At 49.7% G+C, this 15,077-nt stretch carries 14 protein-coding genes; 1 reads left to right on the forward strand and 13 read right to left on the reverse strand.

From position 1 onward, the window contains the following. Positions 1-11 precede the first annotated feature (11 nt). The 7 genes from ACOZB4_RS03830 to ACOZB4_RS03860 all read right to left on the reverse strand — a co-directional run bounded on the left by ACOZB4_RS03830 (position 12) and on the right by ACOZB4_RS03860 (position 8,041). Positions 12-1,352 carry an ABC transporter substrate-binding protein gene (locus ACOZB4_RS03830; RefSeq protein WP_379405917.1) on the reverse strand — a complete coding sequence of 447 codons (1,341 nt, stop codon included), beginning with the start codon at positions 1,350-1,352 and terminating at the stop codon, positions 12-14. Between the two features lie 44 nt (positions 1,353-1,396). After that, positions 1,397-2,551, reverse strand: a complete 1,155-nt coding sequence (locus ACOZB4_RS03835) for an efflux RND transporter periplasmic adaptor subunit (protein WP_379405915.1) — start codon at positions 2,549-2,551, stop codon at positions 1,397-1,399. A 36-nt stretch (positions 2,552-2,587) separates the two neighbouring features. Beyond that, on the reverse strand, positions 2,588-3,421 hold the full coding sequence (locus ACOZB4_RS03840; RefSeq protein WP_379406154.1) for a carbohydrate ABC transporter permease: 834 nt from the start codon (positions 3,419-3,421) through the stop codon (positions 2,588-2,590). A 63-nt stretch (positions 3,422-3,484) separates the two neighbouring features. Next, on the reverse strand, positions 3,485-4,351 hold the full coding sequence (locus ACOZB4_RS03845) for a carbohydrate ABC transporter permease (protein ID WP_379405913.1): 867 nt from the start codon (positions 4,349-4,351) through the stop codon (positions 3,485-3,487). A gap of 394 nt (positions 4,352-4,745) precedes the next feature. Next, on the reverse strand, positions 4,746-5,702 hold the full coding sequence (locus ACOZB4_RS03850) for a hypothetical protein (RefSeq protein ID WP_379405911.1): 957 nt from the start codon (positions 5,700-5,702) through the stop codon (positions 4,746-4,748). Positions 5,703-6,005: 303 nt separating this feature from the next. Beyond that, a complete protein-coding gene (locus ACOZB4_RS03855) occupies positions 6,006-7,367 on the reverse strand; it encodes a HAMP domain-containing sensor histidine kinase (protein WP_076321601.1) in 1,362 nt (453 codons plus the stop codon). After that, complete coding sequence (locus tag ACOZB4_RS03860) at positions 7,364-8,041, reverse strand: response regulator transcription factor (RefSeq protein ID WP_379405908.1); 678 nt, start codon at positions 8,039-8,041, stop codon at positions 7,364-7,366. Before ACOZB4_RS03860 ends, ACOZB4_RS03855 begins: the two co-directional genes overlap by 4 nt. A gap of 275 nt (positions 8,042-8,316) precedes the next feature. Here ACOZB4_RS03860 and ACOZB4_RS03865 point away from each other — a divergent pair, with 275 nt between their 5' ends. Beyond that, positions 8,317-8,691 (forward strand): hypothetical protein, encoded by a 375-nt coding sequence (locus ACOZB4_RS03865; protein WP_379405906.1) that lies wholly within the window; start codon positions 8,317-8,319, stop codon positions 8,689-8,691. Between the two features lie 251 nt (positions 8,692-8,942). On the opposite strand, the gene ptsP is transcribed toward ACOZB4_RS03865, so the two are convergent. The 6 genes from ptsP to ACOZB4_RS03895 form a co-directional block, all read right to left on the reverse strand. Continuing rightward, positions 8,943-10,706, reverse strand: coding sequence for a phosphoenolpyruvate--protein phosphotransferase (gene ptsP, locus ACOZB4_RS03870; RefSeq protein WP_379405904.1), 1,764 nt, complete (start codon positions 10,704-10,706; stop codon positions 8,943-8,945). Next, positions 10,706-10,975, reverse strand: coding sequence for an HPr family phosphocarrier protein (locus ACOZB4_RS03875; RefSeq protein WP_339265331.1), 270 nt, complete (start codon positions 10,973-10,975; stop codon positions 10,706-10,708). The genes ptsP and ACOZB4_RS03875 overlap by 1 nt, the downstream gene beginning before the upstream one ends. 190 nt (positions 10,976-11,165) lie before the next feature. Beyond that, positions 11,166-11,900, reverse strand: a complete 735-nt coding sequence (locus ACOZB4_RS03880) for an SIS domain-containing protein (RefSeq protein WP_379405901.1) — start codon at positions 11,898-11,900, stop codon at positions 11,166-11,168. 36 nt (positions 11,901-11,936) lie between these two features. After that, positions 11,937-12,695: a creatininase family protein gene (locus ACOZB4_RS03885; protein ID WP_076321607.1), complete on the reverse strand. Its 759-nt coding sequence runs from the start codon at positions 12,693-12,695 to the stop codon at positions 11,937-11,939. 13 nt (positions 12,696-12,708) lie between these two features. Further along, positions 12,709-13,701 carry a phosphotriesterase family protein gene (locus ACOZB4_RS03890; protein ID WP_379405899.1) on the reverse strand — a complete coding sequence of 331 codons (993 nt, stop codon included), beginning with the start codon at positions 13,699-13,701 and terminating at the stop codon, positions 12,709-12,711. Between the two features lie 74 nt (positions 13,702-13,775). Beyond that, on the reverse strand, positions 13,776-15,071 hold the full coding sequence (locus ACOZB4_RS03895; RefSeq protein WP_076321609.1) for a PTS ascorbate transporter subunit IIC: 1,296 nt from the start codon (positions 15,069-15,071) through the stop codon (positions 13,776-13,778). Positions 15,072-15,077 lie beyond the last annotated feature (6 nt).

A 15,077-nucleotide genomic window follows, 5' to 3' on the forward strand; every position in this document is an offset into this window, starting at 1 on the left:
GGGTGATCTTCCTATTCGTTTAAATAGGTGGTGACCCGGTTCTGGATCAGCTTCGCCACTTCTTCTGCCGTTTTCTGTCCGCTGAAGTACGCCAGAGACTCTTCACCGGCAATTGATATCACTTTACTGTCTAGATCCACGTATTGATCCGCGGACTGAACAATTTGTTTAAACACGTTGAATTGTTCGTCAGATACTTTGGCCGGCTGCCCATTCGGAAGTTTATAATCGCCGCTACCCACTTTTTCCTGAAGGTCATTGATCAGTTTTTCATTCACGGATTTAAGCATCGAGAACCCTTCTCTTTCCTGCAGTAATTGTGCTTCTTCAGACAATAGGAAGGAAATAAATTTCCAAGCTTCTTCTTGTGCTGGCGATTTGGCATGGATAGCGAACCCGGATGATGTAAAAACCCTCGCGCCTTTTTGACCTGCGGTTTCTCCAGCTCTGGGTAACAGCATGATCTTTGGATGATCAAATAGCATATAAGGGCCTTCGATAAAATTAAGCGGTGACACAATCGGGGTGGAACTGAACAATTGATTGCCCGGCTTTGCTTCATCGGATGTAATGATCTTGTCATCATTCATTTTCATGGCTTGCTGGAGCAAATCCACAAATTCCGGAGAGTCGAACGTGGCCTCTTTGGCTGTAGTATCAACAAATGAAGCGTAGTTTTCATAAAGCATCTCCTGAAAGAGGTATTCCGGCGGGTAGGACGCTAATGCATAAATCTCATCGGTACCGCTCTCCTTTGCCTTTTGGATAACTTCCTTTGAAACCCTCTCGAACTCCTTCCAATCCCAGGTTTTATCATCGAACGCCACATTGGCGTTACCCAGCATGTCCCCATTACCAACCAATACTCTCAAGGAGTATCCCAAAGGGATGGTATACACCCCGTCATTCAGTTTCAGACCGTCCAAAATATTCATTTGCAAATCGTCTTTATGGAGTGTCTGGTCTTGCTCCAGCAAATCATTCATATTGAGTAGGAAACCTTTGCTCACATATTCTTTAACAGGCAAGCCGCCAACTTCAATGATATCCATCCCTTTGCCCGATAACATGGCTGTATTCGTTGCAGTATGATACTTCTCGAATTCCCCAGGTCCCCATTGTTCACCCATGCTTTTATATGCATGGATCTGCAGATCGATATCCGGGTATTTCTCTTCGAACTTTTTTTCCAGCGTTTGATAGAACGGAGTCGACTCTGTCAGTGACAGGGTAAGCACCGTTTTTCCCTCTTTCGTTGCGGGCTTATCCACGTTCCCGCCTTCTCCTGAGCCGCAAGCGGTTAAACTCGCGATTAAAGCGCCCATAGAAATAAGTAAAAGCCATTTTTTCATCGTATGATTTCCTCCTGATATGTTCTGATTACAATGCCGCCTCACTATTCCAAGCGAACCCGGTTGCCATCCTGCAGAGGCTCGCTGCTTTTCAGAATGATCTTATCTTGTTCATAGATGCTATCCGTTTGGATCATCGTTTCTTTGTCATTCCGCTCGCTGAACTTGATGTTGACTTTTCGAGCAACAAAAACATTACCGAGTGCACCCGGCTGCTCTTCGACTACAAAAACGTACATGCCTTCCCGGTCCTGATGAATAGCTTCATTAGAAACAAGCAGCCCTTGATCGAGAGAGCTTTTCTCGATGTTAATCCGAGCCTGCTCACCTCCCTTCAGCTTGGCGTTGATGAGTTTAATACGAATCATCTTTTGAGGGACGGTTACCGTCTCCGCTCCTTCGGTTGCCCCCTCAATCATCGGCTCCGCATTGGTGATTTCTTCAATGATTCCTTCAATGATACTGGCTTGCTGCTCTTTATCTGTGTGTACCTCTACCTCGATCCGCTCACCAACGGATATTCCAATGCTGGACAAGCGTTTTGCATCGGCACCAACGTCAAACCTATAGCCTTGACTGCTATTCGAGACAATGACATCCGGCTCGCCCGCAGATGCCAGTCCTTCTACCGCATTCAGCTTCGTAATAATACCGTCGAAGGGAGCGGTAAGCATCTGATCTTTTGCCAGTCGTTCTTTCATCTCGTTGATCTTGCGTTCCTGCGTTGCAATATCAAGTTTCCCTTTTTCAATTTCGCGTTTTGCGCTGCGCAGCTTAAGTTCATCCTCTTCAATAGAAGATTGAATAAATTGATCCTGAAGATTTTGCTGCTCAATTCTTTGCTTTTCCAGATTCGTTACTTCAAGTTCGATTTCTTGTCTTGCCGTTGGGTTGTCATAAGCGATAAGCTTCTGTCCCTTCTTCACACGTTCACCTTCTTTTACGTGAATCTGCTGAACTTTCCAGTCGTTTGAACTGGATAGCTTAGCTTCGGCGATCGGCTGAAGTATTCCGCTTCCCTCAATCGATAGCGCAATGCCCCCCTGTTTCGGCTGTTCCGTGGTCACCTTGGGCAAGGTCAACGACTGCAGCGTGTTACTAAACAAGGTAAACAGCAGCAGCATCCCCATAAAACCCATGAACACGAATTGAAGGATTCGCTTTCGTCTTTGGTCAGCTAACCCTTTTCCAAGCTCCATATCCTTTCTTCTCCTCCTAAAAACCGCCTTGAAAAGTTAACCCTTAACACCTGACAATTGGATTCCCTCGATGAAATACGACTCCGCATACAGAAATAACATCACCATCGGGGCCATATAGAGCATGGATGCAGCAAAGGCAATCCCCCGGTCGGTATCATTAATCCTGGATAGAAAGACAGACAGCGGCTGCTTGAAGGGGTCTTCCAAAAAAATAAGCGGTTGCTCCACCATGTTCCAATAATCAACGAATAGCAAGATCACAAGTGCGGCCAACCCCGGCTTGATCATCGGAACAATCATCGTTATAAAAATCCGCAAATGTCCGGCACCGTCTATTTTGGCAGCTTCAATGTAGGCATAGGGAATGTCCAGCATGAACTGTCTGAGCATAAACACGCCGAAAGCTGCGAAAATGCCGGGAACAATGATGGCGCTCGTACTATTCAGCATGCCAAGCTTATCGACCATAATATAGTTGGGCACCAGTGTGACTTGGAACGGCATGAGCATCGTCATGACATATACCAAAAACATCGAATCCCGGCCGCGGAAATTCAGCTTGGAGAATGCATAAGCAGCCAGTGCTGCCACGATTGTCTGACCCACCATGATCGGCATCACCATAAACACGGAATTCCAGAACATCGTCAAATACTTCGGGTTATCAATGAACACCTTCCCATACTGTGCAAAAGATACCTTATCCGGAATCAGTTTCAGGTTTGCGAAAGATCCGTCTCTACCTGGGATCACTTCATTCATTTGACCGATGAGACCATAATTGATCTGGATTTCCAGCTCTGTCATCAATGAATTTGTGAATGTAATCACAATTGGTGATATTAGGATTAACGCAATAACACCCATGACGAATGTTAATATACTTTTTTTCAATATGTAGACTACTCGCACGAAACTTCGCTCCACCTCCTATTCCATGTACTGCCGATGTCGGCGCTCAATCGCAAACAGCATCAGGACGATCAACAGAATACAGACAAACATCAAGGATGCAGCAGCGGTCAGCTTCTGAATGTCGAGTGATGCGAACATATTATTCATATAGTGCTGCATCATGTAAATGCTGTCATGGGGATAATCACCTGCGATAAGATACGTTTCCCGGAACACTTTGAATGAGTTAATAATGGACATAATCACGACAAAGAACATGGAAGAAGTCAGATAGACCAGCGTAACGCTTCGGAATTGCCTCACACGGCCAGCCCCTTCAATCCGGGCCGTTTCGTAGTAATCCTTCGGAATTTGCTGCAGCCCGGCCAAGAATAAAATGACGTTGTAACCGATGTTCTTCCATAGATATACCATGATCACGACCAATCGTGCCGATTCCGTCTTCATCCAGTCCACGCGTCCATATCCAAAGCTGTTCAGCCATGCGTTCAGGGAGCCGTTCCAATCAAATAGCATCTGCCAGATCATGATAATGGAGGCGACGGGCACAACAAGCGGCATGACGTAAGCAGTCCGAAGCCATTTTTGAAAATATGTATTTTTGTTGAGCAGCATCGCTAACCCGAGTGACAGCATGACCATAAGCGGAACACTGACCGCGCTGAAGAAAAACGTGTTGGATGCCGCCTTGCGGAAGGAAGCACTCCCAAACAGATCCACGTAATTATCGAGACCCGCAAAATGGCCGTCTACCGATTGGCTCATAAAGGAATAGTACAAGCCCATGGTAAATGGAATAAGGTAAAAGAGTGCAAATCCAATACCGCTGGGCACGAGAAAGAATATGGCCGCCGAAGCATCCTTACGGAGCCATTTTTTCATAATATTCTTGATCCATCCTTTCACTGTTTAGTTTGTCCTTCAATTCTGATCCATGTTACTCTCCCCCGACACCTTTAGTTTAGGGAAGAAAACTTAAGAAAAAATATGGTAAATATTAAAAATATCTAAAGTGGTAAACTGAGTACACTTCGCTTGCTGATGCAACAGTGATCAAATGCAGCGGCTCCACGTCTCTGGCATATTAAAAACGCTACAAGAAAAGGCATTACCATGAGCATGTCCCCGTAAGAGGATGCCCGCTGATAATGCCCCATTGAAACATCTGCTCAGACATTCCATTCCGGATGACCAATCCATTCACCCCGTAGATTGACATCCATAATTGTTCCATACAAGTATTGATATGTTCCAACGAATCGCCAGGCAAGCAACCTTACAAGGCTCGTCGTCGATCGTGCAAAACAAACAGAATGATCATGAACATCATGACGCCTATGATCACACCGGCCTCTGTGGTCAGTATCCGCAGCAGCTGGTACTCTGGCGAGAACTGCGAATCGGTACGGATAGCGGCAAAGAGGTTATAAGAGAACAGCATGCCCGACGAAATCCATACCGATGCCATCGGGTACAGAAATCTCTGCGGTTCGCGGCGGGAAGTTAACATCAGCAATCCCCATGCCCCCGCGATGGACCACGCTCCGGTACTGAACGTCAGCAGGTGCCACCACACATCACGATCGTCCAATCTGGCAGGATCAATGCCGAGGGTGCCTCCAGCTGCCCAGAACACCTTAATGATACCTAACAGGATACAGCCGGCTCCAACCAGCCTGGACAATGTAAGCTGCAATCTCCAAGTATTACCCGGTGACCTGCTATAGTCAATCGAATCACCGAACGCCTCCGGCCAGCGTGTCTTCGCATACCCTACGAAGGCGAGAGGCAGACAAATGCCGATGCCAACCAGCGAGACCATGACAAAGAACTGTTCGTATGTCCAAACGTCGGCGGCGCCCGCCGCCTGATCCCGAGTCATAGCCGCCGGTCCTAACACCGGTGCCAAGAGCAACATGGGAACGAGCAGACCGGTACCAACCCATACCGGGAAGGCAACCAGCCATGCAGGGAGACGTTCACCCCACGGCCTGGTGAACGCCATTGCCAGCAGGATTCCAATAGCCGCAAGCACTGCGGTAGCTGCGTTGATCGCACGCCAACTAATGTCGCCCATTTGCTCGGTTGGTATGAAGTAACCGAGCGTCCATGCCATTTTAATCAACAGATACGGCGTCACCGCTATGGCAGCGCCATAACCACAAATTCTACGCATCTTCATCCATGGCGGTGCATGCAACTTGACGGAAACTTTCTTATGCTCAACCTTCATGTTAGTTAACTTACCTCCTTAAATAACTCGGCCTTTACCTCATACTCCATTCTATCTCCCTAATCGAAAAACAAAGTGACCTCAAGTTTAAGTTTGGGTTAAATTCGTTGACGAGAAGCCGTAGAGCTCTCTTTCCGGATTTAGGTATGTCAATACTCAAAAAAGAAGCTGCGTATAAGTCACTCTGAGCGACTTGGACGCAGCTTCTTCCTTGGTCTTCGAAAGGAAACGTATATTAAATTTGAATAACATGCGGGCGATTTCTATGTCACACTAGTTCCCTTTACCATACCCTTTCAATGCTTAATCTGTCACGTTAGTTATAACACCGCAACTGCTATCCTTCCAAATATAAAAAGCACTTCCGTTTGCGTCGGATTTCAATTCCCATTGCATATCCATCTCCCTGGCCATCATCGATACAATGGACAACCCGATTCCTGCGCCTTTTTCAGGTGACTCGCTGCAGGATCCAGGCCCCTTATCGCTGATGACCAGCATCTGCTGCTTCTGACGCTCAATCATTTGAATGCCAATGTAGCGACCCGCTCCCGCATGACGTACCACGTTCTGAAACACATTATCCAGGATCCGGTTAAACCACAATGGGTCCGCATCCCAAATTAATGTCTGGTCAGGAAGCTCGACAAGGACATCAAATTCCTTAGCCTCGAATACCGGATACCACTGAGCCACTCGATTCCGAACCTCTTCTATAATATCAATTGGCTGCTTGTGCAGCGGATACTTCCCCGCCGATAATAGCGTGTATGACAGCAGATTATCCATTAGATTACTGATGTCATCGAGCTTATGCTCGATGACAGAAAGTGAAACCTGTCCCTGGGAGGAAGCAGGGTCTTTTCGAACGGTATGGACATGCTGTCGGATGACAGTCAGCGGGGTTCGAAGATCGTGGGAAATCGTTGAAATGAATTGCTTACGCAGTTCCTCCTCCTCCCGCTCCCGTTTTTGACTTTCTTTGAGCTCCTTCACCATCCGGTTAAACGAGCCTTCAAGTTCTCCGATCTCGTCGTCCTTCATGATCGTGACTTCATTCGGAATTTCTTTCAATCCGTTTACGGTCATTGCCGATTGAAGCCTGATCAGTCTTTTGCGAAGCTTAATGAAGAACAGCCATGACAGCATAAAGAAGCATCCACAGATCATTAAAAACAGAAAGATTAGGGGCAAGTTTCCCGAAAGCGACATTTCTGCATTAAGGATATGGGATTCCGGGACCCGCATCACCATAAAACCTTGCTTCGGATCGTTTCCGATGAGAGAGGTTAAGACCAGCGTTTCTTGATTACGGTCTTGCGCTCGAATCGAAAGAATATCCAAATAAGTCCATTGCTCAGGTATATCCTCTGAGAGGTCCCCGACTGCGTTCGTCCTCCCTGATGGGTCCACCCAGAATATCTCAGCATGCGGATAGTCCTCGTTCAACTCCCGCAGTCTAGTATTAATCCTATCCCTTCCTGCACCATCCAGGTTGGCTGCCTCCTGTTGCCACATGCGGGTTATCTCTTCCGGCCGATATACTGGATGATCGCTGAGCATATAACCTGGTAAATAAAACAGGGCTGGAATAATCGGCCACAGCAGTAAGGCGGTCAAAATAAAGATCAGGTATTTGCTCATTAACGAGCCGCGGATCCTCATGATCGCACCCGGTATCCTACACCGCGGATCGTCTCGATAATTTGGGGGGTGCCGGAATCCAACTCGATCTTCTCGCGCAGATGACGGATATGCACGTTCAACGTTTTATCTCCGTTCAGATGCGGTTCACCCCAAACGGCTTCATAAATCTGCTTCTGAGTCAATATGTGATTCAGGTGGTCCAGGAAATACATGAATATATGGAACTGCTTACCTGTAAGCACAATCTCTTCCCCAGTTTCGGAATTCCATACACGGTTTCCTTTTCGGTCGATGCTTAAATGCCGGATCAGAAGCTGTTCCGGCTCCGCGGTGACAGAACGCCTGAGGAGGACTTGAATCCGGGCAGCCAACTCATCCGGATGAAACGGCTTGGTCATATAATCATCAGCAAAAGACAAGCCAGTAAGCTTATCCTCGATTGCGGTTCTGGCCGTAAGCATCAGGATGGGTACGGCGGGATTGATTCGTTTTAGCCGCTGACCGACCGTGAATCCGTCCAGACCCGGAAGCATAATGTCCAAAATGACGAGATCGCAATGTTCCATTGCTGCTTCCGCATCATGGCCTGAGCTCTTCCATATCACTTCATAGCCTTGACCGATTAAAAAATCCTTGGACCAGGAACCGATTTCCAGATCGTCTTCAATGTACAAGATGGTAAATGTCTTCATCGTATGATGGACTCCTAAAAGTAATATATAGGTAGTCTAGCATATTATCGCTGTCAGGAGATCGGGAAATCCATCGAAAAAAATTCACGTAAATCGCAAAGTATCGTCATAAGTTCACAACATGGATTTGTTAATGTTAATAACAGCCGAGAACTTGAAGCACAGGGGCATCGGCAATCATCATACTTGTTGGGGAATGAATTGGACTATGGCTTATCGACTTCATCATCCACAACATAGAGAGGAACGGATTAGATATGAGAACAATAGATATTGTGAAAGAAAATCTGCTTTTAATTCTTGGACTGGGCGCTTTAGCGCTTATCAGACCCCTCATGAAGATGACCGGGATCATGGATCTGATCGGTCAAGCATTCGGCAGCATTCTGATGACGGTCCTTATCTCCTTGGCCTGGCTCATGATCGTTCTATTCAAAAGAACGGCTTATCCCGTTGTCATTCTTGTTTTTGCGGGTTTGAGTTATGCCTTATTTGCTATCATTATAAGCGGGATTGCCTCTCCCCTTATCGATGGAAAATTGCAAGGTCCTTTAACTAATCCACTGGCAATGGTAAGTGTCTTTGCGATAAATGCCGTTTGGGGCTTCATCGTGGGCCTAATTGCCAATGCATGGCGTCGTAAAGGGTAAGCATGCAGTTGAGTTACCATTCTAGGTTAACTCCCGCTCAATACTATCAAGCGAGTGTAACTACGCTCAAATCATTAGATATTCGAAAACAAAGAAATGGCGGTACCGGAGTAACCCCCCTGTACCGCCATCGCCATTTCTTTATTTGTAGCATCTATTTGACCCAAACTGGCGATCTCTCATACGGGCATGCCATTTTCTTGGAACACCCTCAACACCTGCTAATAGTCCACGCCATGTGGATACGGAATCTATACCACTGCCTTTTGGGCGTGATGAAATTTCTCCAGCGCCTGACGAACCGCTTGGGGCGTATCAAGGCCAAGAATGCGCTTTGCCAGCTCGCGACATTCCTGACGATCCAGGCTAGCAAGCCTTTCCTTCATCCGGCTGAGACCACCGGCCTCCATGCTCCATTCGTCAAGACCTAGTCCGAGTAACAGCGGTGCCGCCAGCGGATCACCCGCCATACTGCCGCACATGCCGGTCCATTTACCGGCCGAGTGGGAAGCCTCAATGACCGTGCGGATTAACTGAAGCACAGCTGGATGGAAATAATCGTACAGGTGCGCGACGTGTTCATTCATGCGGTCCGCTGCGACCGTATACTGCACGAGGTCGTTCGTACCGATGCTGAAGAAATCGACCTCGCTCGCGAATCGTTCCGCCAACACGGCCGTTGAGGGAATCTCAACCATGATGCCAACTTCCATCTTCTCGTCAAACTGGATCCCGTCTTGCCTCAATTCCACCTGCACTTCCGTCAGGATGGCTCTTGCCTGCCTCCATTCCTGCAGACCGGAGATCATGGGGAACATCACCTTCACCGTACCGAAGGCACTGGCCCGCAACACCGCCCTCAGCTGCGTGCGAAGCAGCTCTTGGCGGACAAGGCCTACCCGTATCGCACGGTAGCCCAGGAACGGGTTTGTTTCCTTCGGCAGCTGCAGATACGGAAGCTCCTTATCTCCGCCGATGTCCATCGTGCGGATGATTACGGGGCGGCCCTCCATCATCCGGGCCGCTTCCTGATACGCACGGAACTGCTCCTCCTCGCCCGGCATGGCCGGGGCGTTCATGAACAGGAACTCCGTGCGGAACAGCCCTACGCCGTCCGCGCCCTGCCGGACGGCGGTCTCGGCTTCCGCGGCGCTGCCGATGTTCGCCGCGAGCTCTACGCGCGTGCCGTCGGCGGTCACTGCCGGACGCGCCGCGTATACCTCGAGCGACTGTCTGCGCTCGAGATCTTCCTGCATGCGGAGCCGATACTGCTCCGCTTCCGCCTCATGCGGCCGGGCAATGCACAGCCCGGCTGAGCCGTCAAGGACGAGTGTATCGCCGTCCTTGATGCCGTCGACGCCGTCACCAGCGCCGACGATAGCGGCAATTCCGAGCGACCGTGCGAGAATAGCGGTATGTGAGGTCGCTCCTCCAGTACGGGTAATAAAGCCGATAACCAAGGCAGGGTCCAGTTGTACCGTATCCGACGGCGCCAAATCATCAGCGACCAAGATAACCGGTTCGGTGATTCCCGTAAAGTCACGCGATTGTCCTGGCAACAAGCAGGCGAGAAGACGATTACCGATATCGCGAATGTCCGCGGCCCGCTCCTTCATATAATCATTGTTCATGCCTTCCAACATGGAAGCGACCTCGCTCACAATTTCGGCAACGGCACTTGGCGCTGGCTCCAGCTTCTCTCGGACTCTTGCCTCCATCTTCGGATAGAAGGCAGGATCGTCCAGAAGCTTCCGCTGTCCCGCAAGAATGCCGGCTTGCTCTTCGCCCACGGCTTCCTTTGCTCTCTCCGTTAGCTTCTCCAATTGTTCCGCGCAGCCGACTTTGGCTTCACGGAGCTTAATAAGCTCTGCATCGATTGCGGCCGGGGTATCCGAAATAAGCTTCTCTTCGAGGCTGCTGTCACTGCTGGTCCCTAGCGAAGGCTTGTAAATGAATGCCTTAGCGATCCGGATTCCCTCCGATACGCCGATTCCTTCTATATGCAGCCTCTTCATCAGGCTTCACCAAACTTGCTTTCGACTAACTGTATCAGCGCTTCGACTACCTCTTGTTCTCCATCTCCGTTAGCTTCGATGGTCACGACAGCTCCTTGCTCAACACCGAGCGTCATCAGCTCCAGCATGCTTTTGCAATCCGCGGTGCGTCCTTCGTTAGTCTTCAGATGAACCTCTGCTCCAAACTGTCCTGCTTTTTCCGAGAAAAGCTGAGCTGGACGGACATGAAAGCCCTGCTCATTCTGTATGGTTACGGTTTGTGCAAACATGTCTTTCCTCCTCATCCTGTAACCGCCTGCCGAAGCAATTCGCTTGCAGAAATCGTAAGTTACGGCTGCTCTCTTCCGTATCCTGTCGTTCGTCTGCTCAAGCCTTGCCAGGCGGCTGTTTTATTTGTTATTCAAGATCCGGCTCTATGTCAGACCTCGTATATTTTCTTTACTGCTCGGTACATCCTGATCAGGCCAATAAAGCGATCCGTCCTTTATAAGCCTCAACCAACGCGTTGTTGTGTTCGTCGGAACCATCGATATTTCCGCTGAGAAATACAGGGGGCTTGAAGCCTTGTTCAATCATAATCTCAATAGATTCTGCGAACAGGGAGTTCAATATGAGGGCCCCGACGACCGTCGAGCTCGGCGTGAAAGGCACCTGGAGGCCCGGATGGCTCAATACGGCATCTCCCTTAACCGAGAAATTATCGATCACCAGATCAACGGCATCGGCCAGATGCTTGCCGCTGCTGTGCCGGGACGGCATGCTTTTGGAATATTCCAGTGAGGTAATGCCTACAGTATAGGCCCCCTTCTCCTTCGCCATCAAAGCGACATCCACGGGAACGGGATTTCGGCCCGAAGTGGACAGTACGAAGACAACCTCGCCCTCGCGGATATCCTGCTCCTTCATGAATTCGACAGCAAGGTCGTTTTGTCTTTCCAGCTCTGACGAACGGACCGCGCCTTCGTGAAGCATCAGCTTCTCGACCAGGATCGGGCGAATCGGTACGAGTCCGCCTGCTCGGTAAAAGACTTCTTCGGTCAATATATGCGAGTGTCCACAGCCGAATAAGTGTATAATACCACCTTGCTGAATACAGGCCGCCACTTTCTCTGCCGCTTCACGGATCGACTTGGCCTGCTCGGTACGGACTTTGTCTAACAACCCGCCAATCACATCAAAATAGGTGTTCATCATCGTCTCTTTCACCTCGTTGTTCTTGTAGTTACAATGCTATCTGTTCTCTTCCGGTTGATGATCCGTTGACAATGCTCTTTTAGCCCGGAGCACCATCTCGGCCATCACTTCCAGGCTGCGCTCGATAATCTTCTCCCCCTTCTCCCTCGTTGCCAGCGTTGCATCCCCGAGTACGGCAGAGGAAGTCATTTCCTCCCACGGTGTTGGCGTGCAATCCGCTTCGATCGGGATATGCGGGGCGCCATCGATCGCTTTGCTCATGTCCACATATTCGCCCGCAAGATAGAGCATGTAGGAGGTTTCGATTTCATCGGCATGCATATAGCTCGCGTGTGCAGCCGAAGCTTCCCGTACCGAAGCCGTTACTTCCTTCGTGCCAGGATAAAAGAAATAGAACACCTTAAGTTCGGGCACCCGTTCGTATAACATCCTCGCAGCTTCCTTCAACGCAACCGCATTGCCGAGATGGCCGTTGACCATGACGAAAATGCCGAATCCTTGCTGGTACAAACTTTCGCCGATATCTGCAAGCAGTCGGATGAGCGCTTCGTTTGAGACGTTGATACTCCCCGGGAAATTGCGCAGACTCCACACCTGTCCATAGGGGAGGGTCGGCAAAACGAAGCTTTCCGTCCGCTCTGCTAATCTGTCCGCGAGTCTGGTCGCGAGCAGGTTATCGGTACCCAGCGGCAGATGGGGACCATGCGCTTCAACGGCACCAATAGGAAGTATGGCAGCGCGGAAATGGCGAATTTTATCCTTCACCTCAACCGAATTTTCGAATTCGAATTTCATAGCGAGCGCCCCCTTACTTTTTAAATGAAAAGCAGTTGGCCGGGTTGCTTACGAAAAATTTCTCCACCAGTTTTTGTCCATCAAAACCGTTTCGGTTCGCCTCGTCTACAAAGCGCGGGACCCATTTGGAAATAATGTACTCCAGACCGAGACCGTGGTCGTAATGCTTGTAGTAGGTTTTCCGGGCGGTATCACCGCTGATGAGAATCTGATTTTCGAAGCCTTTGCGGACAAGCTCCAGAATAAGCGAGATTCGGGTGCTTTCCGGTGCATACTTGATTTTGCCGATACCGTCAAAGCTCATGTAAGCTCCCGTTGAGGCGATCTGCTCATGGTAGTAGGGGTCGGGATTACGGTCCATATGTCCCAGGCTCAAAAAAGACAGATCCACACCTTCGCTCTTCAAGAGCTCGATTTGCTCCAACGCCATGGTGCCAACTTCGGTATGGGAGTGGATGGGGGCCTTCGTCTCATGATGAGCGCGCGCTACAGCGCGCAGCGTCTTCTCCTCCAGAGGCGTAATGCGGTTATAGCCTGTCCCGAATTTAACCTGGCCTGCTTTGAAAGGTGTGCCTTCCAGCCCTTCTTCCACCTCCCGGATGACGAAATCCGCCAGCTCGTTGATGCTTTTTGCTTCAATCCACTGGGCGTAGGTTTCATAATGACCGATCAGCGGTTTAAGCTCCTCTTTGATTTTGGCATCCCATAAAAAGCTCTTGTTGAATCCCGCCGTTCCTACAACATGAATGCCGGTTTCGATCGCGATTTCCTGTACCGCCTGAACATCCCGCCCATAATCGATGGCTGTAGCGTCCACGATCGAGCGTCCGCCGTGTTGTTTGAAATCAAGAACGTCGCGTTTGGACTTCTCCTTATCGTCCAGCAGCAAATCGTCCTCTCCCCGTTCTTGCCAGTAGGCCGGGCGGCATACGATATGTTCGTGGGAATACGTAAAGCCCAGCTCCTCTTTGCTGATATCTCCATGTAAAGCACGGATAAAGCCCATATCGTTTCTCCTCCACTCTGTTATCTTTTAGACGGCTGAGTCGAGGGGACTCAGCCGACTTTGTTATCGGATGGTTAAAAGAACAGTTTCGCCAGGAAGTGCAGAATCGGTCCAATGATGAACATATCGGAATCAGCTGCCCACATGGCTGTATCCGGCACCGTCGAGGCGATGAAGAAGCGAACCATCAGAAACTGTCCCCAAGCTACAACGGTGGAAGTGATGAAGCCGCCGATAACGGCCCCGCGAACACCGCCTGTCGAGTTCCCGAACACCCCAGCCGTAGCACCGTGGAAAAATAAGACGATCATCGTTGGCACGAAAATGTAAGCAACGGTGTTGCCAAGTACAAGCAGCCAGATAATCGCTCCCGCGAAAGCTCCCAGGAATCCAAGAACCACCGCATTCGGCGCGTAAGGGTACACAACTGGCGCATCGAGTGCCGGTTTGGCGCCTGGTACGAGTTTGGTCGCGATCCCGTTGAAGGCCGGAACCAGCTCGCCGACGAACATCCGGACCCCCATCAGAACGATGGCGATTCCGCCTGCGAATGTGAACGATTGGATTATAGAGTAAATAATAAAGTTCTGGTCACCCGATTGTTTCATCAGTTCCGCAGCCGCCGGTGTGCCTTTCGTTGATAGAATAATGGCCCCGATCAGGAACAAAACTCCCATGCTGAGCGCAGTGATGACGTTGGAATCGCGGAGGAACTCAAAGCCTTTGGGTACTTTGATTTTCTCGGAATCGTTGTTTTTGTTGCCGAACAATTTACCGGACAAGGCAGCAAGCAAAGCAACCGAAGCCGATGTGTGACCAAGCGCAATGTTATCGTTGCCCGTAATTTTACGCAGGAACGGCTGAACCAGCGCCGGCTGGAATGTCCAGTACACACCAAGGACGACAGCGAGCATCAGTACCAGCTTCCAGATGGAGATGCCGCTGGCCGCATGAACGATCACGCCAGCGAAAACAGTCGACGTCCAGAACATCATGTGCCCGGTCAGGTAAATAAATTTAAACCGGGTGAAGCGTGCCAGCAGAACGTTGATCAGAAAACCGATAAGCATAGCAAGCGTAACGGCGCTTCCGAATTTGGAGTTGAATGCCTCCTGACCCATGAAGGTACCAAGGGATCCGCTCTCCAATCCGAAGACTTCCTTCCACATCGGCTCGAATACATTCAAGGCTTTTACGATGACATCAGAGCCTGCGCCGATGACGAGGAAGCCGATGATCGCTTTAAAGGTGCCGCTTACAAGCTGGCTCGTTGATTTCTTCTGAAGCAGAAGGCCGACCAGAACGATAAATCCGAGCAGAATGGCGGGCGTTCCAAAAATGTTGGTGGCAATCCAAAAAAGTACGTCCATATGCCC

It is taken from the genome of Paenibacillus sp. NPDC058898, assembly GCF_049316025.1.
Classification (GTDB): domain Bacteria; phylum Bacillota; class Bacilli; order Paenibacillales; family Paenibacillaceae; genus Paenibacillus_AQ.

Coding starts and splice junctions, on each gene's coding strand:
- ACOZB4_RS03880 (WP_379405901.1), bottom strand. CDS start 11,900: ATGATGAACACCTATTTTGATGTGATTGGCGGGTTGTTAGACAAAGTC.
- ACOZB4_RS03875 (WP_339265331.1), bottom strand. CDS start 10,975: ATGTTTGCACAAACCGTAACCATACAGAATGAGCAGGGCTTTCATGTC.
- ACOZB4_RS03855 (WP_076321601.1), bottom strand. CDS start 7,367: ATGAGGATCCGCGGCTCGTTAATGAGCAAATACCTGATCTTTATTTTG.
- ACOZB4_RS03840 (WP_379406154.1), bottom strand. CDS start 3,421: ATGGGTGTTATTGCGTTAATCCTAATATCACCAATTGTGATTACATTC.
- ptsP (WP_379405904.1), bottom strand. CDS start 10,706: ATGAAGAGGCTGCATATAGAAGGAATCGGCGTATCGGAGGGAATCCGG.
- ACOZB4_RS03835 (WP_379405915.1), bottom strand. CDS start 2,551: ATGGAGCTTGGAAAAGGGTTAGCTGACCAAAGACGAAAGCGAATCCTT.
- ACOZB4_RS03850 (WP_379405911.1), bottom strand. CDS start 5,702: ATGAAGGTTGAGCATAAGAAAGTTTCCGTCAAGTTGCATGCACCGCCA.
- ACOZB4_RS03830 (WP_379405917.1), bottom strand. CDS start 1,352: ATGAAAAAATGGCTTTTACTTATTTCTATGGGCGCTTTAATCGCGAGT.
- ACOZB4_RS03885 (WP_076321607.1), bottom strand. CDS start 12,695: ATGAAATTCGAATTCGAAAATTCGGTTGAGGTGAAGGATAAAATTCGC.
- ACOZB4_RS03845 (WP_379405913.1), bottom strand. CDS start 4,351: ATGAAAAAATGGCTCCGTAAGGATGCTTCGGCGGCCATATTCTTTCTC.
- ACOZB4_RS03895 (WP_076321609.1), bottom strand. CDS start 15,071: ATGGACGTACTTTTTTGGATTGCCACCAACATTTTTGGAACGCCCGCC.
- ACOZB4_RS03890 (WP_379405899.1), bottom strand. CDS start 13,701: ATGGGCTTTATCCGTGCTTTACATGGAGATATCAGCAAAGAGGAGCTG.
- ACOZB4_RS03860 (WP_379405908.1), bottom strand. CDS start 8,041: ATGAAGACATTTACCATCTTGTACATTGAAGACGATCTGGAAATCGGT.